The organism is Staphylococcus sp. MZ3, from assembly GCF_018622755.1.
In the GTDB taxonomy this organism is placed as follows: domain Bacteria; phylum Bacillota; class Bacilli; order Staphylococcales; family Staphylococcaceae; genus Staphylococcus; species Staphylococcus aureus.
Window position 1 is genome coordinate 1 of record NZ_CP076026.1, and the last position, 25114, is coordinate 25114.

Below are 25114 nucleotides of genomic sequence, written 5' to 3' on the forward strand. Positions count from 1 at the left end.
ATGTCGGAAAAAGAAATTTGGGAAAAAGTGCTTGAAATTGCTCAAGAAAAATTATCAGCTGTAAGTTACTCAACTTTCCTAAAAGATACTGAGCTTTACACGATTAAAGATGGTGAAGCTATCGTATTATCGAGTATTCCTTTTAATGCAAATTGGTTAAATCAACAATATGCTGAAATTATCCAAGCAATCTTATTTGATGTTGTAGGCTATGAAGTTAAACCTCACTTTATTACTACTGAAGAATTAGCAAATTATAGTAATAATGAAACTGCTACTCCAAAAGAAACAACAAAACCTTCTACTGAAACAACTGAGGATAATCATGTGCTTGGTAGAGAGCAATTCAATGCCCATAACACATTTGACACTTTTGTAATCGGACCTGGTAACCGCTTTCCACATGCAGCAAGTTTAGCTGTAGCCGAAGCACCAGCCAAAGCGTACAATCCATTATTTATCTATGGAGGTGTTGGTTTAGGAAAAACCCATTTAATGCATGCCATTGGTCATCATGTTTTAGATAATAATCCAGATGCCAAAGTGATTTACACATCAAGTGAAAAATTCACAAATGAATTTATTAAATCAATTCGTGATAACGAAGGTGAAGCTTTCAGAGAAAGATATCGTAATATCGACGTCTTATTAATCGATGATATTCAGTTCATACAAAATAAAGTACAAACACAAGAAGAATTTTTCTATACTTTTAATGAATTGCATCAGAATAACAAGCAAATAGTTATTTCGAGTGATCGACCACCAAAGGAAATTGCACAATTAGAAGATCGATTACGTTCACGCTTTGAATGGGGGCTAATTGTTGATATTACGCCACCAGATTATGAAACTCGAATGGCAATTTTGCAGAAGAAAATTGAAGAAGAAAAATTAGATATTCCACCAGAAGCTTTAAATTATATAGCAAATCAAATTCAATCTAATATTCGTGAATTAGAAGGTGCATTAACACGTTTACTTGCATATTCACAATTATTAGGAAAACCAATTACAACTGAATTAACTGCTGAAGCTTTAAAAGATATCATTCAAGCACCAAAATCTAAAAAGATTACCATCCAAGATATTCAAAAAATTGTAGGCCAGTACTATAATGTTAGAATTGAAGATTTCAGTGCAAAAAAACGTACAAAGTCAATTGCATATCCGCGTCAAATAGCTATGTACTTGTCTAGAGAGCTTACAGATTTCTCATTACCTAAAATTGGTGAAGAATTTGGTGGGCGTGATCATACGACCGTCATTCATGCTCATGAAAAAATATCTAAAGATTTAAAAGAAGATCCTATTTTTAAACAAGAAGTAGAGAATCTTGAAAAAGAAATAAGAAATGTATAAGTAGGAAACTTTGGGAAATGTAATCTGTTATATAACAGCACTAATAATAACTGTCATTTTTTACATTTCTATATACTAATGTGGCAAGATGAGCAAAACTCATTTTGTGGATAATGTTTAAAAGTCATACACACCATACACAAGTTATCAACATGTGTATAACTTCGCCAAATCTATGTTTTTACGACTTATCCACCAATCCACAGCACCTACTACTATTACTAAGAACTTAAAACCTATATAATTATATATAAACGACTGGAAGGAGTTTTAATTAATGATGGAATTCACTATTAAAAGAGATTATTTTATTACACAATTAAATGACACATTAAAAGCTATTTCACCAAGAACAACATTACCTATATTAACTGGTATCAAAATCGATGCGAAAGAACATGAAGTTATACTAACTGGTTCAGACTCTGAAATCTCAATAGAAATCACTATTCCTAAAACTGTAGATGGCGAAGATATTGTCAATATTTCAGAAACAGGCTCAGTAGTACTTCCTGGACGATTCTTTGTTGATATTATAAAAAAATTACCTGGTAAAGATGTTAAATTATCTACAAATGAACAATTCCAGACATTAATTACATCAGGTCATTCTGAATTTAATTTGAGTGGCTTAGATCCAGATCAATATCCTTTATTACCTCAAGTTTCTAGAGATGACGCAATTCAATTGTCGGTAAAAGTACTTAAAAACGTGATTGCAGAAACGAATTTTGCAGTGTCCACCTCAGAAACACGCCCAGTACTAACTGGTGTGAACTGGCTTATACAAGAAAATGAATTAATATGCACAGCGACTGACTCACACCGCTTGGCTGTAAGAAAGTTGCAGTTAGAAGATGTTTCTGAAAACAAAAATGTCATCATTCCAGGTAAGGCTTTAGCTGAATTAAATAAAATTATGTCTGACAATGAAGAAGACATTGATATCTTCTTTGCTTCAAACCAAGTTTTATTTAAAGTTGGAAATGTGAACTTTATTTCTCGATTATTAGAAGGACATTATCCTGATACAACACGTTTATTCCCTGAAAACTATGAAATTAAATTAAGTATAGACAATGGGGAGTTTTATCATGCGATTGATCGTGCCTCTTTATTAGCGCGTGAAGGTGGTAATAACGTTATTAAATTAAGTACAGGTGATGACGTTGTTGAATTGTCTTCTACATCACCAGAAATTGGTACTGTAAAAGAAGAAGTTGATGCAAACGATGTTGAAGGTGGTAGCCTGAAAATTTCATTCAACTCTAAATATATGATGGATGCTTTAAAAGCAATCGATAATGATGAGGTTGAAGTTGAATTCTTCGGTACAATGAAACCATTTATTCTAAAACCAAAAGGTGACGACTCGGTAACGCAATTAATTTTACCAATCAGAACTTACTAAAAATAAATATAAATAAAGGATGACGTGATTAATTAAAACGTCATCCTTTATTTTTTGGCAAAAATAATTCTAGATGTGTATGTAAAATAAATTTGACAGCATTTTAAACAGCAAATAAAAGACGCCAATTAAATTTATGACAAATGTATCCAAAATTTAATAAGTGTGCTTATATGCCCTTTAAATTTAAAATTTTAATAGTCAATAACAAGTTGAATATAAAAGTTAAACGCCGTTAAATAGCGTTAAAAAATTGAAAATGACAGTATTGCCAAAAAATAAGAATTAATTATTTATATGTAAACGGTTTCTACCTCTATTTTAAATGAAATTTGTGACAAAAAAAGGTATAATATATTAATGACATACAAAGAAATGGAGTGATTATTTTGGTTCAAGAAGTTGTAGTAGAAGGAGACATTAATTTAGGTCAATTTCTAAAAACAGAAGGGATTATTGAATCTGGTGGTCAAGCAAAATGGTTCTTGCAAGACGTTGAAGTATTAATTAATGGAGTGCGTGAAACACGTCGCGGTAAAAAGTTAGAACATCAAGATCGTATAGATATCCCAGAATTACCTGAAGATGCTGGTTCTTTCTTAATCATTCATCAAGGTGAACAATGAAGCTAAATACACTCCAATTAGAAAATTATCGTAACTATGATGAGGTTACGTTGAAATGTCATCCTGACGTGAATATCCTCATTGGAGAAAATGCACAAGGAAAGACAAATTTACTTGAATCAATTTATACCTTAGCTTTAGCAAAAAGTCATAGAACGAGTAATGATAAGGAACTCATACGTTTTAATGCTGATTATGCTAAAATAGAAGGTGAGCTTAGTTATAGACACGGCACGATGCCATTAACAATGTTTATAACTAAAAAAGGTAAACAAGTCAAAGTGAATCACTTAGAGCAAAGTCGTCTAACTCAATATATTGGACACCTTAATGTGGTTCTATTTGCGCCAGAAGATTTGAATATTGTAAAAGGCTCTCCTCAAATAAGACGACGCTTTATAGATATGGAGTTGGGCCAAATTTCTGCTGTTTACTTAAATGATTTAGCTCAATACCAACGTATTTTAAAGCAAAAGAATAATTACTTAAAGCAGTTACAATTAGGCCAAAAAAAGGACTTAACAATGTTGGAAGTATTAAATCAGCAGTTTGCTGAATATGCAATGAAAGTAACTGATAAACGTGCACATTTTATTCAAGAGCTAGAGTCGTTAGCTAAACCGATTCATGCTGGTATCACAAATGATAAAGAAGCGTTGTCGCTGAATTATTTACCTAGTCTTAAATTTGATTATGCTCAAAATGAAGCGGCACGACTTGAAGAAATTATGTCTATTCTTAGCGATAATATGCAAAGAGAAAAAGAACGAGGCATTAGCTTATTCGGACCACATCGAGATGATATAAGTTTTGATGTGAATGGCATGGATGCTCAAACATATGGTTCTCAAGGACAGCAACGTACAACGGCTTTGTCCATTAAATTAGCTGAAATTGAGTTAATGAATATCGAAGTTGGGGAATATCCCGTCTTATTATTAGATGATGTACTCAGTGAATTAGATGATTCGCGTCAAACGCATTTATTAAGTACGATTCAGCATAAAGTACAAACATTTGTCACTACGACATCTGTAGATGGTATTGATCATGAAATCATGAATAACGCTAAATTGTATCGTATTAATCAAGGTGAAATTATAAAGTAACAGAAAGCGATGGTGACTGCATTGTCAGATGTAAACAACACGGATAATTATGGTGCTGGGCAAATACAAGTATTAGAAGGTTTAGAAGCAGTACGTAAAAGACCAGGTATGTATATAGGATCGACTTCAGAGAGAGGTTTGCACCATTTAGTGTGGGAAATTGTCGATAATAGTATCGATGAAGCATTAGCTGGTTATGCAAATCAAATTGAAGTTGTTATTGAAAAAGATAACTGGATTAAAGTAACGGATAACGGACGTGGTATCCCAGTTGATATTCAAGAAAAAATGGGACGTCCAGCTGTCGAAGTTATTTTAACTGTTTTACATGCTGGTGGTAAATTTGGCGGTGGCGGATACAAAGTATCTGGTGGTTTACATGGTGTTGGTTCATCAGTTGTAAACGCATTGTCACAAGACTTAGAAGTATATGTACACAGAAATGAGACTATATATCATCAAGCATATAAAAAAGGTGTACCTCAATTTGACTTAAAAGAAGTTGGCACAACTGATAAGACAGGTACTGTCATTCGTTTTAAAGCAGATGGAGAAATCTTCACAGAGACAACTGTATACAACTATGAAACATTACAGCAGCGTATTAGAGAGCTTGCTTTCTTAAACAAAGGAATTCAAATCACATTAAGAGATGAACGTGATGAAGAAAACGTTAGAGAAGACTCCTATCACTATGAGGGCGGTATTAAATCGTACGTTGAGTTATTGAACGAAAATAAAGAACCTATTCATGATGAGCCAATTTATATTCATCAATCTAAAGATGATATTGAAGTAGAAATTGCGATTCAATATAACTCAGGATATGCCACAAATCTTTTAACTTACGCAAATAACATTCATACGTATGAAGGTGGTACGCATGAAGACGGATTCAAACGTGCATTAACGCGTGTCTTAAATAGTTATGGTTTAAGTAGCAAGATTATGAAAGAAGAAAAAGATAGACTTTCTGGTGAAGATACACGTGAAGGTATGACAGCAATTATATCTATCAAACATGGTGATCCTCAATTCGAAGGTCAAACGAAGACAAAATTAGGTAATTCTGAAGTGCGTCAAGTTGTAGATAAATTATTCTCAGAGCACTTTGAACGATTTTTATATGAAAATCCACAAGTCGCACGTACAGTGGTTGAAAAAGGTATTATGGCGGCACGTGCACGTGTTGCTGCGAAAAAAGCGCGTGAAGTAACACGTCGTAAATCAGCGTTAGATGTAGCAAGCCTTCCAGGTAAATTAGCCGATTGCTCTAGTAAAAGTCCTGAAGAATGTGAGATTTTCTTAGTCGAAGGGGACTCTGCCGGGGGGTCTACAAAATCTGGTCGTGACTCTAGAACGCAGGCGATTTTACCATTACGAGGTAAGATATTAAATGTTGAAAAAGCACGATTAGATAGAATTTTGAATAACAATGAAATTCGTCAAATGATCACAGCATTTGGTACAGGAATCGGTGGCGACTTTGATCTAGCGAAAGCAAGATATCACAAAATCGTCATTATGACTGATGCCGATGTGGATGGAGCGCATATTAGAACATTGTTATTAACATTCTTCTATCGATTTATGAGACCGTTAATTGAAGCAGGCTATGTGTATATTGCACAGCCACCGTTGTATAAACTGACACAAGGTAAACAAAAGTATTATGTATACAATGATAGGGAACTTGATAAACTTAAATCTGAATTGAATCCAACACCAAAATGGTCTATTGCACGATACAAAGGTCTTGGAGAAATGAATGCAGATCAATTATGGGAAACAACAATGAACCCTGAGCACCGCGCTCTTTTACAAGTAAAACTTGAAGATGCGATTGAAGCGGACCAAACATTTGAAATGTTAATGGGTGATGTTGTAGAAAACCGTAGACAATTTATAGAAGATAATGCAGTTTATGCAAACTTAGACTTCTAAGCGCTGTGAACTGAACTTTTGAAGGAGGAACTCTTGATGGCTGAATTACCTCAATCAAGAATAAATGAACGAAATATTACCAGTGAAATGCGTGAATCATTTTTAGATTATGCGATGAGTGTTATCGTTGCTCGTGCATTGCCAGATGTTCGTGACGGTTTAAAACCAGTACATCGTCGTATACTATATGGATTAAATGAACAAGGTATGACACCGGATAAATCATATAAAAAATCAGCACGTATCGTTGGTGACGTAATGGGTAAATATCACCCTCATGGTGACTCATCTATTTATGAAGCAATGGTACGTATGGCTCAAGATTTCAGTTATCGTTATCCGCTTGTTGATGGCCAAGGTAACTTTGGTTCAATGGATGGAGATGGCGCAGCAGCAATGCGTTATACTGAAGCGCGTATGACTAAAATCACACTTGAACTGTTACGTGATATTAATAAAGATACAATAGATTTTATCGATAACTATGATGGTAATGAAAGAGAGCCGTCAGTCTTACCTGCTCGATTCCCTAACTTGTTAGCCAATGGTGCATCAGGTATCGCGGTAGGTATGGCAACGAATATTCCACCACATAACTTAACAGAATTAATCAATGGTGTACTTAGCTTAAGTAAGAACCCTGATATTTCAATTGCTGAGTTAATGGAGGATATTGAAGGTCCTGATTTCCCTACTGCTGGACTTATTTTAGGTAAGAGTGGTATTAGACGTGCATATGAAACAGGTCGTGGTTCAATTCAAATGCGTTCTCGTGCAGTTATTGAAGAACGTGGAGGCGGACGTCAACGTATTGTTGTCACTGAAATTCCTTTCCAAGTGAATAAGGCTCGTATGATTGAAAAAATTGCAGAACTCGTTCGTGACAAGAAAATTGACGGTATCACTGATTTACGTGATGAAACAAGTTTACGTACTGGTGTGCGTGTCGTTATTGATGTGCGTAAGGATGCAAATGCTAGTGTCATTTTAAATAACTTATACAAACAAACGCCACTTCAAACATCATTTGGTGTGAATATGATTGCACTTGTAAATGGTAGACCGAAGCTTATTAATTTAAAAGAAGCGTTGGTACATTATTTAGAGCATCAAAAGACAGTTGTTAGAAGACGTACGCAATACAACTTACGTAAAGCTAAAGATCGTGCCCACATTTTAGAAGGATTACGTATCGCACTTGACCATATCGATGAAATTATTTCAACGATTCGTGAGTCAGATACAGATAAAGTTGCCATGGAAAGCTTGCAACAACGCTTCAAACTTTCTGAAAAACAAGCTCAAGCTATTTTAGACATGCGTTTAAGACGTCTAACAGGTTTAGAGAGAGACAAAATTGAAGCTGAATATAATGAGTTATTAAATTATATTAGTGAATTAGAAGCCATCTTAGCTGATGAAGAAGTGTTATTACAGTTAGTTAGAGATGAATTGACTGAAATTAGAGATCGTTTTGGTGATGATCGTCGTACTGAAATCCAATTAGGTGGATTTGAAGATTTAGAAGATGAAGATCTCATTCCAGAAGAACAAATAGTAATTACTTTGAGCCATAATAACTACATTAAACGTTTGCCGGTATCTACATATCGTGCTCAAAACCGTGGTGGTCGTGGTGTTCAAGGTATGAATACATTGGAAGAAGATTTTGTCAGTCAATTGGTAACTTTAAGTACACATGACCATGTATTGTTCTTTACTAACAAAGGTCGTGTATACAAACTTAAAGGTTATGAAGTGCCTGAGTTATCAAGACAGTCTAAAGGTATTCCTGTAGTGAATGCTATTGAACTTGAAAATGATGAAGTCATTAGTACAATGATTGCTGTTAAAGACCTTGAAAGTGAAGACAACTTCTTAGTGTTTGCAACTAAACGTGGTGTCGTTAAACGTTCAGCATTAAGTAACTTCTCAAGAATAAATAGAAATGGTAAGATTGCGATTTCGTTCAGAGAAGATGATGAGTTAATTGCAGTTCGTTTAACAAGTGGTCAAGAAGATATCTTGATTGGTACATCACATGCATCATTAATTCGATTCCCTGAATCAACATTACGTCCTTTAGGCCGTACAGCAACGGGTGTGAAAGGTATTACACTTCGTGAAGGTGACGAAGTTGTAGGGCTTGATGTAGCTCATGCAAACAGTGTTGATGAAGTATTAGTAGTTACTGAAAATGGTTATGGTAAACGTACGCCAGTTAATGACTATCGTTTATCAAATCGTGGTGGTAAAGGTATTAAAACAGCTACGATTACTGAGCGTAATGGTAATGTTGTATGTATCACTACAGTAACTGGTGAAGAAGATTTAATGATTGTTACTAATGCAGGTGTCATTATTCGACTAGATGTTGCAGATATTTCTCAAAATGGTCGTGCAGCACAAGGTGTTCGCTTAATTCGCTTAGGTGATGATCAATTTGTTTCAACGGTTGCTAAAGTAAAAGAAGATGCAGAAGATGAAACGAATGAAGATGAGCAATCTACTTCAACTGTATCTGAAGATGGTACTGAACAACAACGTGAAGCGGTTGTAAATGATGAAACACCAGGAAATGCAATTCATACTGAAGTGATTGATTCAGAAGAAAATGATGAAGATGGACGTATTGAAGTAAGACAAGATTTCATGGATCGTGTTGAAGAAGATATACAACAATCATCAGATGAAGAATAATAAAAAATAAGACTTCCCTATATGTAGGGGAGTCTTATTTTTATGCTAGAAAGTAATGCTTTACTATATTCAATGATTAGTAATGACTAACTTTCTAATTGTTTCATTGCGTAAGGTATTTCATTGATAAGTCTTGATGGTGGCACCACATACATATCTTTTGCAAGGTTTTCGCCAATAAAACTATGTGTATATGTGGCACTCATAACCGCTTCTTTTAAGTTATCAAATTGACCGACAAAGCTTGTAATCATACCAGCAAGTGTATCGCCCATACCACCAGTCGCCATTGCTGGGCTACCGATTGTCAATTTAAAGTCTTCATCTTTAAAGAAAATTTCAGTACCATGTTTTTTAAGTACAACAGTTGCACCTAAACGATCAACTGCTTCACGATTACGCTCATATGTCTGTTCCTCAATAGGAATACCACTTAATCGTTCCCATTCTTTGAGGTGTGGTGTAAAGATCACACGACATGTAGGTAATTGCGGTTTCAGTTTACTAAAGATTGTAATCGCATCGCCGTCTACGATTAAATTTTGATGCGGTTGTATATTTTGTAGTAGGAATGTAATGGCATTATTTCCTTTGAAATCAACGCCAAGACCTGGACCAATTAGTATACTGTCAGTCATTTCAATCATTTTCGTCAACATTTTCGTATCATTAATATCAATAACCATCGCTTCTGGGCAACGAGAATGTAATGCTGAATGATTTGTTGGATGTGTAGCTACAGTGATTAAACCACTACCGCTAAATACACATGCACGAGCCGCTAACATAATGGCACCACCTAAGTTAGCAGATCCACCAATTAATAAAATTTTGCCATAATCACCTTTATGTGAATCTTCTTTGCGCTTAGGAATGTTAATAGAATTTAACGTTTCCATAGTGATATAACCTCCCATGTAAAAGCCTTTTCCGAATTTATTCAATTTTAAAAATATATAGTAACTTTTAACAAAATGTATTATAAATTTCTGAATTCATTATTATTTGTCGTTAAATACAATAGAAAATACTATACCTGTATATGCAATTCGTCAATAGATAAATTATTAAATATGCTTACAACAATCTTAATATCCTTTAACGCACTACAATAGTGCTCTGATAATAGGTTATAAATGTACGTAAAACCATTGTTTCAATAAAAATGAAAACGTATACTTCAAGAAGGATGGGTTACTTAATATAAACAAGGGGGTAACATATATGACTTTATATTTAGATGGTGAAACACTAACAATTGAGGATATTAAATCATTTTTACAACAACAATCAAACATTGAAATTATTGATGATGCGTTAGAACGTGTCAAAAAAAGTAGAGCGGTAGTTGAACGTATTATTGAAAATGAGGAAACGGTTTACGGTATCACTACAGGTTTTGGGTTATTTAGTGATGTACGTATAGACCCGACGCAATATAATGAATTACAAGTGAATCTGATACGCTCACATGCCTGTGGGCTAGGTGAGCCATTTTCAAAAGAAGTAGCATTAGTCATGATGATTTTACGATTGAATACATTATTAAAAGGTCATTCAGGTGCCACTTTAGAATTAGTGAGACAATTACAATTTTTTATAAATGAACGTATTATACCGATAATCCCACAGCAAGGCTCTCTCGGTGCATCAGGAGATTTAGCGCCATTATCACACTTAGCATTAGCATTAATTGGTGAAGGGAAAGTATTGTACAGAGGGGAAGAAAAGGATAGTGACGATGTATTAAGAGAATTAAATAGACAACCTTTGAACCTTCAGGCTAAAGAAGGTTTAGCATTGATTAATGGTACGCAAGCTATGACAGCTCAAGGTGTCATTAGTTATATAGAAGCAGAAGATTTAGGTTACCAATCTGAATGGATTGCTGCATTAACGCATCAGTCTCTTAATGGCATTATAGATGCATATCGACATGATGTGCACGCAGTTCGTAATTTTCAAGAACAGATTAATGTGGCAGCGCGTATGCGTGATTGGTTAGAAGGATCAACATTAACGACGCGACAAGCAGAAATACGTGTACAAGATGCATATACGTTGCGTTGTATACCACAAATCCATGGCGCGAGTTTTCAAGTATTCAATTATGTTAAACAGCAATTAGAATTTGAAATGAATGCGGCTAATGATAATCCACTTATATTTGAGGAAGCAAATGAAACGTTTGTTATTTCAGGTGGTAACTTCCATGGACAACCTATTGCTTTTGCATTAGATCATCTTAAATTAGGTGTAAGTGAATTAGCAAACGTATCGGAACGTCGTCTAGAGCGACTAGTAAATCCTCAATTAAATGGTGATTTACCAGCATTTCTTAGTCCAGAGCCAGGATTGCAAAGTGGCGCGATGATTATGCAATATGCTGCTGCAAGTCTCGTTTCTGAAAATAAAACTTTAGCGCATCCAGCGAGTGTTGATTCTATCACTTCATCTGCGAACCAAGAAGATCACGTATCTATGGGAACTACAGCTGCTAGACATGGTTATCAAATTATTGAAAATGCAAGACGTGTGTTGGCAATCGAATGTGTTATTGCATTACAAGCAGCAGAGTTGAAAGGTGTCGAAGGATTATCACCAAAAACACGTCGCAAGTATGATGAGTTTCGAAGTATCGTGCCATCCATTACACATGATCGTCAATTTCATAAAAATATTGAAGCGGTTGCACAGTATTTAAAGCAATCAATTTATCACACGACTGCATGTCACTAAATCGACATGAGTGATGTTTGAAATCGTTACTTGAAAAAGCAAATATAGTTTGCTATATTAAAATTAACTTAATAAGACATTGTTCGTAGGACAAGTAATATATAGTGTTCGATATCAGAGAGCTTGTGGTTAGTGTGAACAAGAATCAACATATATATGAATCTACCTACTTATTTAAAAGAACAATCGGTGATAACCGTTATTTTAGTGAAGTGCAATTTAGGTTTAGTGTATCTTTATAACTTAAATTGTTAAATAGGGTGGCAACGCGTAGACCACGTCCCTTGTAGGGATGTGGTCTTTTTTTATTTTCTAAAAAATAAAGACGTACGTCATTCCATAATAAATGATAATTATTTGGGAAAGGATGAAGGTTAATGTTAGACATTAGATTATTCAGAAATGAGCCTGACACAGTTAAGAGCAAAATTGAATTACGTGGAGATGATCCAAAAGTTGTAGATGAAATTTTAGAATTGGATGAGCAACGACGTAAATTAATTAGTGCAACAGAAGAAATGAAAGCACGTCGTAATAAAGTAAGCGAAGAAATCGCATTAAAAAAACGTAATAAAGAAAATGCTGATGATGTGATTGCTGAAATGCGCACATTAGGTGACGATATTAAAGAAAAAGATAGTCAATTAAATGAAATTGATAATAAAATGACAGGTATCCTTTGTCGTATTCCAAATTTAATAAGTGATGATGTACCTCAAGGTGAATCTGATGAAGATAACGTTGAAGTTAAAAAGTGGGGTACACCACGTGAGTTTTCATTTGAACCAAAAGCACATTGGGATATTGTAGAAGAATTGAAAATGGCTGATTTTGATCGTGCAGCAAAAGTTTCAGGCGCGCGTTTTGTATATTTAACAAATGAAGGTGCGCAATTAGAGCGTGCTTTAATGAACTATATGATTACAAAACATACAACACAACATGGTTATACAGAAATGATGGTACCACAGCTTGTGAACGCAGATACAATGTATGGTACAGGTCAATTACCTAAATTTGAAGAAGATTTATTTAAAGTAGAAAAAGAAGGATTATATACAATTCCAACTGCTGAAGTACCATTAACGAATTTCTACCGTAATGAAATTATTCAACCAGGTGTACTTCCTGAAAAATTCACTGGTCAATCTGCATGTTTCCGTAGTGAAGCAGGATCAGCAGGTAGAGATACAAGAGGATTAATTCGTTTACATCAATTCGATAAAGTGGAAATGGTACGTTTTGAACAACCTGAAGATTCATGGAATGCTTTAGAAGAAATGACAACAAACGCAGAAGCAATTCTAGAAGAGTTAGGTTTACCATATCGTCGTGTTATTTTATGTACAGGTGATATTGGATTTAGTGCAAGCAAAACATATGATTTAGAAGTTTGGTTACCAAGCTACAATGATTATAAAGAAATTAGTTCATGCTCAAACTGTACGGATTTCCAAGCGCGTCGTGCTAACATCCGCTTCAAGCGTGACAAAGCAGCTAAACCAGAATTAGCACATACATTAAATGGTAGTGGTTTAGCAGTTGGACGTACATTTGCTGCTATTGTTGAAAATTACCAAAATGAAGATGGAACAGTAACAATTCCAGAAGCATTAGTACCATTTATGGGTGGTAAAACACAAATTTCAAAACCAGTTAAATAAAGGCTTTAGCTACAAGCTTTAAAAAGTATATATCTACGTATACTTAAAGCAAGGGCAAGATACTTTAAATAATATTTTAAAAAGTGGTGACGAAGCTGTCGCCACTTTTTTTGTGCTGTAAAAGTATAATATTGAGTCAATGCACATAACAACAATAAATTAAGTTTGTGGTTTAATGGGGTGAACGCATTTCATTATAGCAACAATACGGGATAATTATGATGAACTAAAACAATCTAAAACGTAACAATTTTGAGCATCACTATTATAGGAAATTAAGCGATAAAATACTGATTTCGTTGATGTAGTATGAGTAATATCGATGGAGTAGGGTAGGGGGAGGGGATGATGATTATAAGGGAGTGGTACATGAATCAATATCCCATACTCATCATTAGATATAAAAAATTATAAAATTAGTATTTAAAAACAACTACAATCCATAGAAAATATTGAGGTAGTCTTAAATAAAAAATTGAAAATTCTAAAAAAATAAAAAGTTAATATGAAGCTGATTAAAGACTGCGGTATGTCTAACTTCAGACAAACCGGTGTCTAATGTTATTGCTTGTGATATAGAACTGTATTAGACTAGGTATATTATTTTTTTCGTAATTATATAAATATAAAGTGGCAAAGGAGGTAGTTGAGATGGCAACACATTTAAGTTTTAGACAAGGCGTACAAGAGTGTATCCCAACATTATTGGGTTATGCCGGTGTTGGTATTTCATTTGGTATTGTGGCTTCGTCTCAAAACTTTAGTATTTTAGAAATTATCTTGTTATGTCTTGTTATATATGCCGGTGCTGCGCAATTTATTATGTGCGCGTTGTTTATAGCAGGTACACCGATATCAGCGATTGTACTAACTGTATTTATCGTAAATTCAAGAATGTTCCTTTTAAGTATGTCGCTTGCACCAAACTTCAAGACATATGGGTTTTGGAACCGTGTTGGATTAGGTTCATTAGTAACTGACGAAACGTTTGGCGTCGCCATTACACCTTATTTAAAAGGAGAAGCTATCAATGATCGTTGGATGCATGGTCTTAATATCACAGCATATTTATTTTGGGCAATTTCATGTGTAGCTGGGGCTTTATTTGGCGAATATATCTCAAATCCGCAAACGCTAGGGTTAGATTTTGCTATCACGGCTATGTTTATCTTTTTGGCCATTGCGCAATTTGAATCAATTACTAAATCGCGATTAAGAATTTACATAGTACTCATTATTGCCGTCATAGTAATGATGTTATCGCTAAGTATGTTTATGCCTTCATATCTAGCAATATTAATTGCAGCCACAATTTCAGCAGCGTTAGGAGTGATGATGGAACGATGATAACTCATATGAACATGTTAATACTTATTTTATTGTGTGGTATCGTAACGCTATTAATTCGAATTATACCTTTTATCATGATTTCAAAAGTGCAATTGCCTGATGTCGTGGTTCGATGGCTATCATTTATCCCAATCACACTATTTACGGCACTTGTCATAGACAGCATTATTCAACAGACGCCTCATGGTGAGGGGTATACATTAAACATCCCTTACATTATCGCGCTCATTCCGACGGTTATTTTATCTATAATCACGCGTAGTTTAACTATTACAATTATTAGTGGGATTGTTATCATGGCAGCATTACGATTTTTCTTTTAAAAATAACTGAAAATCATTGAACAGATATTTAAACTTAGGTAAACTGTTAGTAATCAGAAAATTCTGATATACAAATCGTCTATGTTAAGATTGGGAATCGTGTATACGTAAGCGATTTGGCTAACGCATGACAATGATAACAACATTTTAAATGATAAAGTAATTCATCACTGAATCTCAACTAACACATAACAATTTCATATTTCTTATTGTGAGAAGTTGAGGGACTTGGCCCTGTGATACTTCAGCAACCGACTTTATAGCACGGTGCTAAAACCAACGAGTTACTCGAATGATAAGTATAAAGACTTCTTACTTTTCAATAGGGTGAGAAGTTTTTTGTTTAAGGAGGAAAGAACAATGACAAATTACACAGTAGATACTTTAAATCTAGGGAAATTTATTACAGAATCTGGGGAAGTCATAGATAACTTGCGTTTGAGATATGAGCATGTCGGTTATCATGGACAACCATTAGTTGTAGTTTGTCATGCATTAACTGGTAATCATTTAACATATGGAACAGATGATTATCCGGGTTGGTGGCGAGAAATTATTGATGGGGGATATATACCCATTCACGATTATCAATTTTTAACATTTGATGTTATTGGTAGTCCTTTCGGTTCAAGCTCACCTTTAAACGACACTCATTTTCCTAAAAAATTAACATTAAGAGATATTGTCAGAGCGAATGAACGAGGTATACAAGCCCTTGGTTATGACAAGATTAATATTTTAATAGGGGGAAGTCTTGGAGGAATGCAAGCAATGGAACTACTTTACAATCAACAGTTTGAAGTAGATAAAGCCATTATCCTTGCTGCAACAAGCCGAACATCATCTTATAGTAGAGCTTTTAATGAAATTGCAAGGCAAGCCATTCATCTTGGTGGTAAGGAAGGTCTAAGTATTGCACGCCAATTAGGTTTTTTGACATATCGATCATCAAAAAGTTATGATGAACGTTTCACGCCGGATGAAGTAGTCGCATACCAACAACATCAAGGTAATAAATTTAAAGAACATTTTGATTTGAATTGTTATCTGACACTGCTAGATGTATTGGATAGTCACAACATTGACCGAGGCCGCACAGACGTAACGCATGTTTTTAAAAATTTAGAAACAAAAGTGTTAACGATGGGGTTCATAGATGATTTGCTATATCCGGACGATCAAGTTCGTGCATTAGGTGAACGTTTTAAATATCATCGTCATTTCTTCGTGCCTGATAATGTTGGGCATGATGGATTCCTACTAAACTTTAGTACCTGGGCACCTAACTTATATCATTTCTTGAATTTAAAGCATTTTAAGCGCAAGTAATAATGTATATATTTTCAAAGAATGAAGCCACTAAATCACAGTTATCATATTCAAAAACATCTAGAGTACATGAGAGTGGAAATGAATTGTAAATCTAAATCAAGCTTGATTGCTGTGTAGTGGGATTAAATAATCATGTTGAAAATGAAAGCACACAAAAGCGATTCAAATGAGTATGTTAATTACTTATAAAACATGAAAGTTATTGTTCAATTAAATGAAATAGAAGCATACAATCTATAAATTGTTAATTTCCATTAAAGAGGTTAAAATAATAGCTATAGTTAAAAATATGGGAGTGGCTTATGTGTTTTCAAAAATACAACCTAAAGCAACAATAATTGCAACGATTACGTTGGTATTTGTCGCTTTAGCTTTATATCTAGTGCCTGGTTTAGGACTAATATTTGCATTATTTGCAACCATACCAGGTATCGTTTTATGGAATAAATCAATACAATCTTTCGGGATTAGTGCACTTATTACAGTAATTATAACAACTGTTTTAGGTAATACTTTCGTTTTAAGTGCCATCATATTAGTCTTAATTGCAAGTTTAATTATTGGTCAATTGCTCAAAGAAAGAACGTCTAAAGAAAGAATATTATACGTAACAACAGTAGCGATGAGCTTAATTTCATTAATCGCTTTTATGTTACTACAAACATTCGGAAGAATTCCACCATCAGCGAGCATAGTAAAACCTTTCAAGCAAACATTACATGAAGCGATTACGATGAGCGGTGCCGATGCGAATATGACCCAAATATTAGAAGAAGGGTTTAGACAAGCGACCGTTCAATTACCAGGTTTCATCATTATCATTACATTTTTAATCGTCTTAATTAACTTAATCGTTACATTTCCGATTTTACGAAAATTTAAAATCGCTACACCTGTATTTAAGCCACTTTTCGCGTGGCAAATGAGCGGTATTTTATTATGGATATACATTATTGTTATCATATGTTTATTATTTACAGGTCAACCGAGTGTGTTCCAGAGCATTCTTTTAAACTTCCAACTTGTGTTATCATTAGTAATGTATATTCAAGGTTTAAGTGTTATTCATTTCTTTGGTAAAGCGAAAGGTTTGCCGAATGCAGTAACGATTTTACTATTGATTATCGGTACAATACTGACACCTACGACACATATTGTAGGACTACTTGGTGTTATCGATTTAAGTTTGAATTTGAAGCGAATCATGAAAAATAATTCTAAAAAGTGAATAGAGGTGGAATAATGAATCGGCAGTCCACTAAGAAAGCTTTACTAATACCATTTGTCATCATGATCATCACAGCAATTGTTTTAATGGGTGTATGGTTTATCTTTAATAGTCTTATAGCATTAATTGCATCTATCGTTCTTGTCGTGATGATTATTGTTAGCATCATTTTATTCAGACAAGCTTTAATGAAAATGGATAGTTATGTAGATGGTTTGAGTGCTCAAATTTCAACAACAAATAATAAAGCAATCAAACATTTACCAATTGGTATCATTGTTTTAGATGAAAATGATCACATCGAATGGGTTAACCAATTTATGACAGATCATATGGAAGCAAATGTCATTTCTGAATCTGTAAATGAAGTATTTCCAAACATTTTAAAGCAATTAGATAGAGTGAAATCCGTTGAAATAGAATATAATCAGTATCATTTCCAAGTACGTTATTCTGAGAATGATCACTGCCTCTATTTCTTTGATATAACTGAACAAGTACAAACAAATGAACTATATGAAAATTCTAAACCAATCATTGCGACATTATTTTTAGATAACTACGATGAGATTACTCAAAATATGAATGATACGCAGCGTTCGGAAATCAACTCAATGGTAACGCGTGTCATTAGTCGATGGGCAACTGAGTATAATATATTCTTTAAAAGGTATAGTTCCGATCAATTCGTAGCCTATTTAAATCAAAAAATATTAGCTGACTTAGAAGAATCTAAATTTGATATTTTAAGTCAATTACGTGAAAAAAGTGTTGGTTATCGTGCCCAATTAACATTAAGTATCGGTGTTGGTGAAGGTACTGAAAATTTAATCGACTTAGGTGAATTGTCACAATCAGGCCTAGACTTAGCATTAGGACGCGGTGGCGACCAAGTTGCAATTAAAAGTATTAATGGTAATGTGCGCTTCTATGGCGGTAAGACTGACCCGATGGAGAAACGTACTCGTGTAAGAGCACGTGTGATCTCACATGCGTTAAAAGATATCCTTGCAGAGGGTGACAAAGTCATTATCATGGGACATAAACGTCCTGACTTAGATGCAATTGGTGCAGCAATCGGTGTGTCTAGATTTGCAATGATGAATAATTTAGAAGCATACATCGTATTAAATGAGACTGACATTGATCCAACATTACGACGCGTGATGAACGAAATTGATAAAAAGCCAGAGTTAAGAGAACGATTTATAACATCAGATGATGCTTGGGATATGATGACATCTAAGACAACCGTAGTGATTGTTGATACGCATAAACCGGAACTGGTTTTAGATGAAAATGTCTTAAATAAAGCAAACCGTAAAGTTGTTATCGATCATCATAGACGTGGTGAAAGCTTCATCTCTAATCCATTGTTGATATATATGGAACCATACGCAAGTTCGACAGCTGAATTGGTAACAGAGTTACTGGAATATCAACCAACAGAACAACGTTTAACACGTCTTGAATCAACAGTGATGTATGCAGGTATTATTGTAGATACAAGAAACTTTACATTACGAACAGGATCAAGAACATTCGATGCAGCGAGTTATTTACGTGCACATGGTGCAGATACGATTTTAACGCAACATTTCTTAAAAGATGATGTGGATACTTACATTAATCGATCTGAATTAATTCGAACTGTAAAAGTTGAAGATAATGGCATAGCCATTGCGCATGGTTCAGACGATAAAATTTATCATCCAGTAACAGTTGCACAAGCAGCAGATGAACTGTTAAGTTTAGAAGGTATTGAAGCATCATATGTTGTTGCGAGACGTGAAGATAATCTGATTGGTATATCTGCGCGTTCACTCGGTTCAGTAAATGTCCAGTTAACAATGGAAGCACTTGGTGGCGGTGGACATTTAACCAATGCGGCAACACAACTTAAAGGTGTGACAGTCGAAGAGGCGATAGCACAATTACAACAAGCAATTACAGAACAATTAAGTAGGAGTGAAGATGCATGAAAGTAATTTTTACACAAGATGTTAAAGGTAAAGGTAAAAAAGGTGAAGTTAAAGAAGTACCAGTAGGTTATGCAAATAACTTCTTATTGAAAAAGAATTATGCTGTAGAAGCGACACCAGGTAACCTTAAACAATTAGAGTTACAGAAAAAACGTGCAAAACAAGAACGCCAACAAGAAATTGAAGATGCTAAAGCATTAAAAGAAACGTTATCAAACATTGAAGTTGAAGTATCAGCAAAAACTGGTGAAGGTGGTAAATTGTTTGGATCAGTAAGTACAAAACAAATTGCCGAAGCACTAAAAGCACAACATGATATTAAAATTGATAAACGTAAAATGGATTTACCAAATGGAATTCATTCCCTAGGATATACGAATGTACCTGTTAAATTAGATAAAGAAGTTGAAGGTACAATTCGCGTACACACAGTTGAACAATAAAGTTGGATTGAAATAAGAGGTGTAACCATTCATGGATAGAATGTATGAGCAAAATCAAATGCCACATAACAATGAAGCTGAACAGTCTGTCTTAGGTTCAATTATTATTGATCCAGAATTGATTAATACTACTCAGGAAGTGTTGCTTCCTGAGTCGTTTTATAGGGGTGCCCATCAACATATTTTCCGTGCAATGATGCACTTAAATGAAGATAACAAAGAAATTGATGTAGTAACATTGATGGATCAGTTATCAAGTGAAGGTACGTTGAATGAAGCGGGTGGCCCGCAATATCTTGCAGAGTTATCTACAAATGTACCAACGACGCGAAATGTTCAGTATTATACTGATATCGTTTCTAAGCATGCATTAAAACGTAGATTGATTCAAACTGCAGATAGTATTGCCAATGATGGATATAATGATGAACTTGAACTAGATGCGATTTTAAGTGATGCAGAACGTCGAATTTTAGAGCTGTCATCTTCTCGTGAAAGCGATGGCTTTAAAGACATTCGAGACGTCTTAGGACAAGTGTATGAAACAGCTGAAGAGCTTGATCAAAATAGTGGTCAAACACCAGGTATACCTACAGGGTATCGAGATTTAGACCAAATGACAGCAGGGTTCAACCGAAATGATTTAATTATCCTTGCAGCGCGTCCATCTGTAGGTAAGACTGCGTTCGCACTTAATATTGCACAAAAAGTTGCAACGCATGAAGATATGTATACAGTTGGTATTTTCTCACTAGAGATGGGTGCTGATCAGTTAGCCACACGTATGATTTGTAGTTCTGGTAATGTTGACTCAAACCGCTTAAGAACGGGTACTATGACTGAGGAAGATTGGAGTCGTTTTACTATAGCGGTAGGTAAATTATCACGTACGAAGATTTTTATTGATGATACACCGGGTATTCGAATTAATGATTTACGTTCTAAATGTCGTCGATTAAAGCAAGAACATGGCTTAGACATGATTGTGATTGACTACTTACAGTTGATTCAAGGTAGTGGTTCACGTGCGTCCGATAACAGACAACAGGAAGTTTCTGAAATCTCTCGTACATTAAAAGCATTAGCCCGTGAATTAGAATGTCCAGTTATCGCATTAAGTCAGTTATCTCGTGGTGTTGAACAACGACAAGATAAACGTCCAATGATGAGTGATATTCGTGAATCTGGTTCGATTGAGCAAGATGCTGATATCGTTGCGTTCTTATACCGTGATGATTACTATAACCGTGGTGGCGATGAAGATGATGACGATGATGGTGGTTTCGAGCCACAAACGAATGATGAAAACGGTGAAATTGAAATTATCATTGCTAAGCAACGTAACGGTCCAACAGGCACAGTTAAGTTACACTTTATGAAACAATATAATAAATTTACCGATATCGATTATGCACATGCAGATATGATGTAAAAAAGTTTTTCCGTACAATAATCATTACGATGATAAAATTGTACGGTTTTTATTTTATTCTGAACGGGTTGATATATGTTAAGTTTGTGTATTGAAAGTGATAAATTAGTACTGTCAACGCCTCTGTTAAAGGGTTTTTAGGACGTTGAAGACGATTTGTTAAAATGATTTTTCTTTTAAAAAGGTCGAAAATCAATGTTCGATTTTTATTTGCATTATGGTCTCGATATTGGTAGAATATCAAATGGTTAAATGAGAAAAACTTGGAGGTGCTCACATGTCATCAATCGTAGTAGTTGGGACACAATGGGGAGACGAAGGAAAAGGAAAAATAACGGATTTCTTGGCAGAACAGTCAGATGTTATCGCGCGTTTTTCAGGTGGTAATAATGCAGGCCATACCATTCAATTTGGCGGAGAAACATATAAATTACATTTAGTACCATCTGGTATCTTTTACAAAGACAAATTAGCGGTAATCGGTAACGGTGTCGTTGTTGATCCAGTTGCACTATTGAAAGAATTAGACGGATTAAATGAACGTGGCATTCCTACAAGTAATTTACGTATATCTAATCGTGCACAAGTGATTTTACCATATCACTTAGCACAAGATGAATATGAAGAACGTTTACGCGGTGACAATAAGATTGGTACAACTAAAAAAGGTATCGGTCCAGCATATGTAGACAAAGTTCAACGTATCGGTATTCGTATGGCAGATTTACTTGAAAAAGAAACATTCGAAAGATTATTAAAATCAAACATTGAATATAAACAAGCATATTTCAAAGGTATGTTTAACGAAACATGTCCATCATTTGATGATATCTTTGAAGAATACTATGCTGCAGGTCAACGTTTAAAAGAATTTGTAACAGACACATCAAAAATCTTAGACGATGCATTTGTAGCAGATGAAAAGGTACTTTTCGAAGGTGCGCAAGGTGTAATGTTAGATATCGACCATGGTACATACCCATTCGTTACATCAAGTAATCCAATTGCAGGTAACGTTACTGTTGGTACAGGTGTAGGTCCTACATTCGTTTCAAAGGTAATTGGTGTATGTAAAGCTTATACATCACGTGTTGGTGATGGTCCATTCCCTACTGAATTATTCGATGAAGATGGACATCATATTAGAGAGGTTGGTCGTGAATACGGTACAACAACAGGACGTCCACGTCGTGTAGGTTGGTTTGATTCAGTTGTATTACGTCACTCTCGTCGTGTAAGTGGTATTACAGATTTATCTATTAACTCAATCGATGTTTTAACAGGCCTAGACACAGTGAAAATCTGTACAGCTTATGAATTAGACGGTAAAGAAATTACTGAGTACCCAGCAAACTTAGATCAATTAAAACGTTGTAAACCAATCTTTGAAGAGTTACCAGGTTGGACAGAAGACGTAACAAGTGTGCGTACTTTAGAAGAATTACCTGAAAATGCACGTAAATATTTAGAGCGTATTTCAGAATTATGTAATGTACAAATTTCTATCTTCTCAGTTGGTCCAGATAGAGAACAAACAAACCTATTAAAAGAATTGTGGTAGAACTTTATATAAGTCATACGCAATGATTATAAATACATGAGCCTTCTATCTTTATTGGTAGGAGGCTTTTGCTTTGTTTGCTTCTGTATCGATTCGATTATTTAGATAAAAATTACTAACGTAAAGGTGATATTTGCTAGTCATAATTTAAAAGATTAGATGATATTTAACGAAATTAAGAAGAAATACTTGAATGTAATAAGTCTGATGTCGAAAATAGCTATTAAAATAGAGTAGACGTAAGTGTAAATGAAAGTACCTAAAATAGAAAAATTTCAAAAATAGCGTAATTATTATAATAAATAGACTGCCAATAAAATGCAATTTTTCACTTATAACATTCTTCAAAAAATAATAGCAAAATTATGTAAAAAATATCTTGTCATGGCAAGATTGGCTGTGCTATAATCTATCTTGTGCTTAAGAACGGCTCCTTGGTCAAGCGGTTAAGACACCGCCCTTTCACGGCGGTAACACGGGTTCGAGTCCCGTAGGAGTCACCATTTTTTAGGTCTCGTAGTGTAGCGGTTAACACGCCTGCCTGTCACGCAGGAGATCGCGGGTTCGATTCCCGTCGAGACCGTACAAATGCCTATCCAAGAGGATAGGCATTTTTTTGCGTTTAATATTATATTAATAAAAGATATATGGACGAATGATAATCATATTGATTTATCTGTTCGTCCATTTTCTTTATAATGTATGAACCTCAAGTAACTTAGTGGTTGGATATGAAAGATAAACGTAGACAATAAAATCTTTATTAGACGTACAAACATATGCTACTGTCAACATATTTCTTCGTTGTGATATGCCACCAATCCTCCATAACATCAATTGTTAAAGTAACGAATAATGATATTTATTTTCTGAGCAATGACGTGCAACTAGAAGTTGCCATTACCCTAATTTTATTATTGGAATAGAGACCTCATCATTGTGTTAAATATCATTGTCACAATCCGCCGTGAGAAACTAATAAAAAATATTAATATATAAGTTTATATTGGAAAATAGAATTAATAGCTTATAAATGGTAAATTATATAATAGGTTACTATACGTTATAAGACGGAAAATGCGCACAATAACAAAAATAGTAAGCGACATCCTGTGATTTTTTACACAAACATAAACGATAAAGAACAAAAAATGATAAAATAATATTAATGATTTAAGAAAAGAGGTTTATGCAAATGGCTAGAAAAGTTGTTGTAGTTGATGATGAAAAACCGATTGCTGATATTTTAGAATTTAACTTAAAAAAAGAAGGATACGATGTGTACTGTGCATACGATGGTAATGATGCAGTCGACTTAATTTATGAAGAAGAACCAGACATCGTATTATTAGATATCATGTTACCTGGTCGTGATGGTATGGAAGTATGTCGTGAAGTGCGCAAAAAATACGAAATGCCAATTATAATGCTTACTGCTAAAGATTCAGAAATTGATAAAGTGCTTGGTTTAGAACTAGGTGCAGATGACTATGTAACGAAACCGTTTAGTACGCGTGAATTAATCGCACGTGTGAAAGCGAACTTACGTCGTCATTACTCACAACCAGCACAAGACACTGGAAATGTAACGAATGAAATCACAATTAAAGATATTGTGATTTATCCAGACGCATATTCTATTAAAAAACGTGGCGAAGATATTGAATTAACACATCGTGAATTTGAATTGTTCCATTATTTATCAAAACATATGGGACAAGTAATGACACGTGAACATTTATTACAAACAGTATGGGGCTATGATTACTTTGGCGATGTACGTACGGTCGATGTAACGATTCGTCGTTTACGTGAAAAGATTGAAGATGATCCGTCACACCCTGAATATATTGTGACGCGTAGAGGCGTTGGATATTTCCTCCAACAACATGAGTAGAGGTCGAAACG

General features: G+C 34.6%; 18 protein-coding genes, 2 tRNA genes, 1 riboswitch and 1 other annotated feature. Of the genes, 19 read left to right on the plus strand and 1 reads right to left on the minus strand.

The features are described from left to right. The 6 genes from dnaA (at position 1) to gyrA (ending at position 9152) form a co-directional block, all read left to right on the plus strand. Complete coding sequence (gene dnaA, locus KI230_RS00005) at positions 1-1362, plus strand: chromosomal replication initiator protein DnaA (RefSeq protein ID WP_001290433.1); 1362 nt, start codon at positions 1-3, stop codon at positions 1360-1362. A 277-nt stretch (positions 1363-1639) separates the two neighbouring features. After that, on the plus strand, positions 1640-2773 hold the full coding sequence (gene dnaN, locus KI230_RS00010; protein WP_214958290.1) for a DNA polymerase III subunit beta: 1134 nt from the start codon (positions 1640-1642) through the stop codon (positions 2771-2773). 380 nt (positions 2774-3153) lie between these two features. Next, positions 3154-3399, plus strand: a complete 246-nt coding sequence (gene yaaA, locus KI230_RS00015; RefSeq protein WP_001789359.1) for a S4 domain-containing protein YaaA — start codon at positions 3154-3156, stop codon at positions 3397-3399. Next, positions 3396-4508 (plus strand): DNA replication/repair protein RecF, encoded by a 1113-nt coding sequence (recF, locus tag KI230_RS00020; RefSeq protein WP_000775115.1) that lies wholly within the window; start codon positions 3396-3398, stop codon positions 4506-4508. The genes yaaA and recF overlap by 4 nt, the downstream gene beginning before the upstream one ends. Positions 4509-4517: 9 nt before the next feature. Then, a complete protein-coding gene (gyrB, locus tag KI230_RS00025) occupies positions 4518-6452 on the plus strand; it encodes a DNA topoisomerase (ATP-hydrolyzing) subunit B (protein ID WP_000255586.1) in 1935 nt (644 codons plus the stop codon). A gap of 36 nt (positions 6453-6488) precedes the next feature. Further along, positions 6489-9152: a DNA gyrase subunit A gene (gene gyrA / locus KI230_RS00030; RefSeq protein WP_000819084.1), complete on the plus strand. Its 2664-nt coding sequence runs from the start codon at positions 6489-6491 to the stop codon at positions 9150-9152. An 86-nt stretch (positions 9153-9238) separates the two neighbouring features. Here the strand turns inward: gyrA and KI230_RS00035 are convergent, their stop codons facing one another. Then, a complete protein-coding gene (locus KI230_RS00035; protein ID WP_000449218.1) occupies positions 9239-10051 on the minus strand; it encodes an NAD(P)H-hydrate dehydratase in 813 nt (270 codons plus the stop codon). A gap of 325 nt (positions 10052-10376) precedes the next feature. On the opposite strand from KI230_RS00035, the gene hutH reads away from it, so the two are divergent. The 13 genes from hutH (at position 10377) to yycF (ending at position 25103) form a co-directional block, all read left to right on the plus strand. After that, positions 10377-11891: a histidine ammonia-lyase gene (gene hutH / locus KI230_RS00040; protein WP_045177886.1), complete on the plus strand. Its 1515-nt coding sequence runs from the start codon at positions 10377-10379 to the stop codon at positions 11889-11891. Between the two features lie 72 nt (positions 11892-11963). Beyond that, positions 11964-12179 (plus strand) — a binding site (T-box leader). Between the two features lie 89 nt (positions 12180-12268). After that, entirely contained in the window at positions 12269-13555 is a 1287-nt protein-coding gene (gene serS, locus KI230_RS00045) for a serine--tRNA ligase (protein WP_000884334.1), read from the plus strand. Positions 13556-14206: 651 nt separating this feature from the next. Next, a complete protein-coding gene (locus KI230_RS00050; RefSeq protein WP_000190726.1) occupies positions 14207-14902 on the plus strand; it encodes an AzlC family ABC transporter permease in 696 nt (231 codons plus the stop codon). Further along, positions 14899-15228 (plus strand): AzlD domain-containing protein, encoded by a 330-nt coding sequence (locus KI230_RS00055; RefSeq protein WP_000628050.1) that lies wholly within the window; start codon positions 14899-14901, stop codon positions 15226-15228. Before KI230_RS00050 ends, KI230_RS00055 begins: the two co-directional genes overlap by 4 nt. A 203-nt stretch (positions 15229-15431) precedes the next feature. Further along, positions 15432-15530: riboswitch (SAM riboswitch) on the plus strand. Positions 15531-15588: 58 nt separating this feature from the next. Continuing rightward, entirely contained in the window at positions 15589-16557 is a 969-nt protein-coding gene (metX, locus tag KI230_RS00060) for a homoserine O-acetyltransferase MetX (protein WP_000186498.1), read from the plus strand. 292 nt (positions 16558-16849) lie between these two features. Further along, positions 16850-17788, plus strand: coding sequence for a YybS family protein (locus tag KI230_RS00065; RefSeq protein WP_001834404.1), 939 nt, complete (start codon positions 16850-16852; stop codon positions 17786-17788). Between the two features lie 14 nt (positions 17789-17802). Further along, on the plus strand, positions 17803-19770 hold the full coding sequence (gene gdpP / locus KI230_RS00070) for a cyclic-di-AMP phosphodiesterase GdpP (protein ID WP_001081634.1): 1968 nt from the start codon (positions 17803-17805) through the stop codon (positions 19768-19770). Next, the gene (rplI, locus tag KI230_RS00075) at positions 19767-20213 is read left to right on the plus strand and encodes a 50S ribosomal protein L9 (protein WP_000864305.1); all 447 of its coding nucleotides are present in this window, start codon (positions 19767-19769) and stop codon (positions 20211-20213) included. Before gdpP ends, rplI begins: the two co-directional genes overlap by 4 nt. Positions 20214-20244: 31 nt before the next feature. After that, the gene (gene dnaB, locus KI230_RS00080) at positions 20245-21645 is read left to right on the plus strand and encodes a replicative DNA helicase (RefSeq protein ID WP_000375644.1); all 1401 of its coding nucleotides are present in this window, start codon (positions 20245-20247) and stop codon (positions 21643-21645) included. A gap of 277 nt (positions 21646-21922) precedes the next feature. Continuing rightward, on the plus strand, positions 21923-23206 hold the full coding sequence (locus KI230_RS00085; RefSeq protein WP_000095328.1) for an adenylosuccinate synthase: 1284 nt from the start codon (positions 21923-21925) through the stop codon (positions 23204-23206). Positions 23207-23634: 428 nt separating this feature from the next. Next, positions 23635-23709 (plus strand) — tRNA-Glu (locus KI230_RS00090). 7 nt (positions 23710-23716) lie between these two features. Then, a tRNA-Asp gene (locus tag KI230_RS00095) sits at positions 23717-23789 on the plus strand. A 612-nt stretch (positions 23790-24401) separates the two neighbouring features. Then, entirely contained in the window at positions 24402-25103 is a 702-nt protein-coding gene (gene yycF / locus KI230_RS00100) for a response regulator YycF (RefSeq protein ID WP_000101976.1), read from the plus strand. Positions 25104-25114 lie beyond the last annotated feature (11 nt).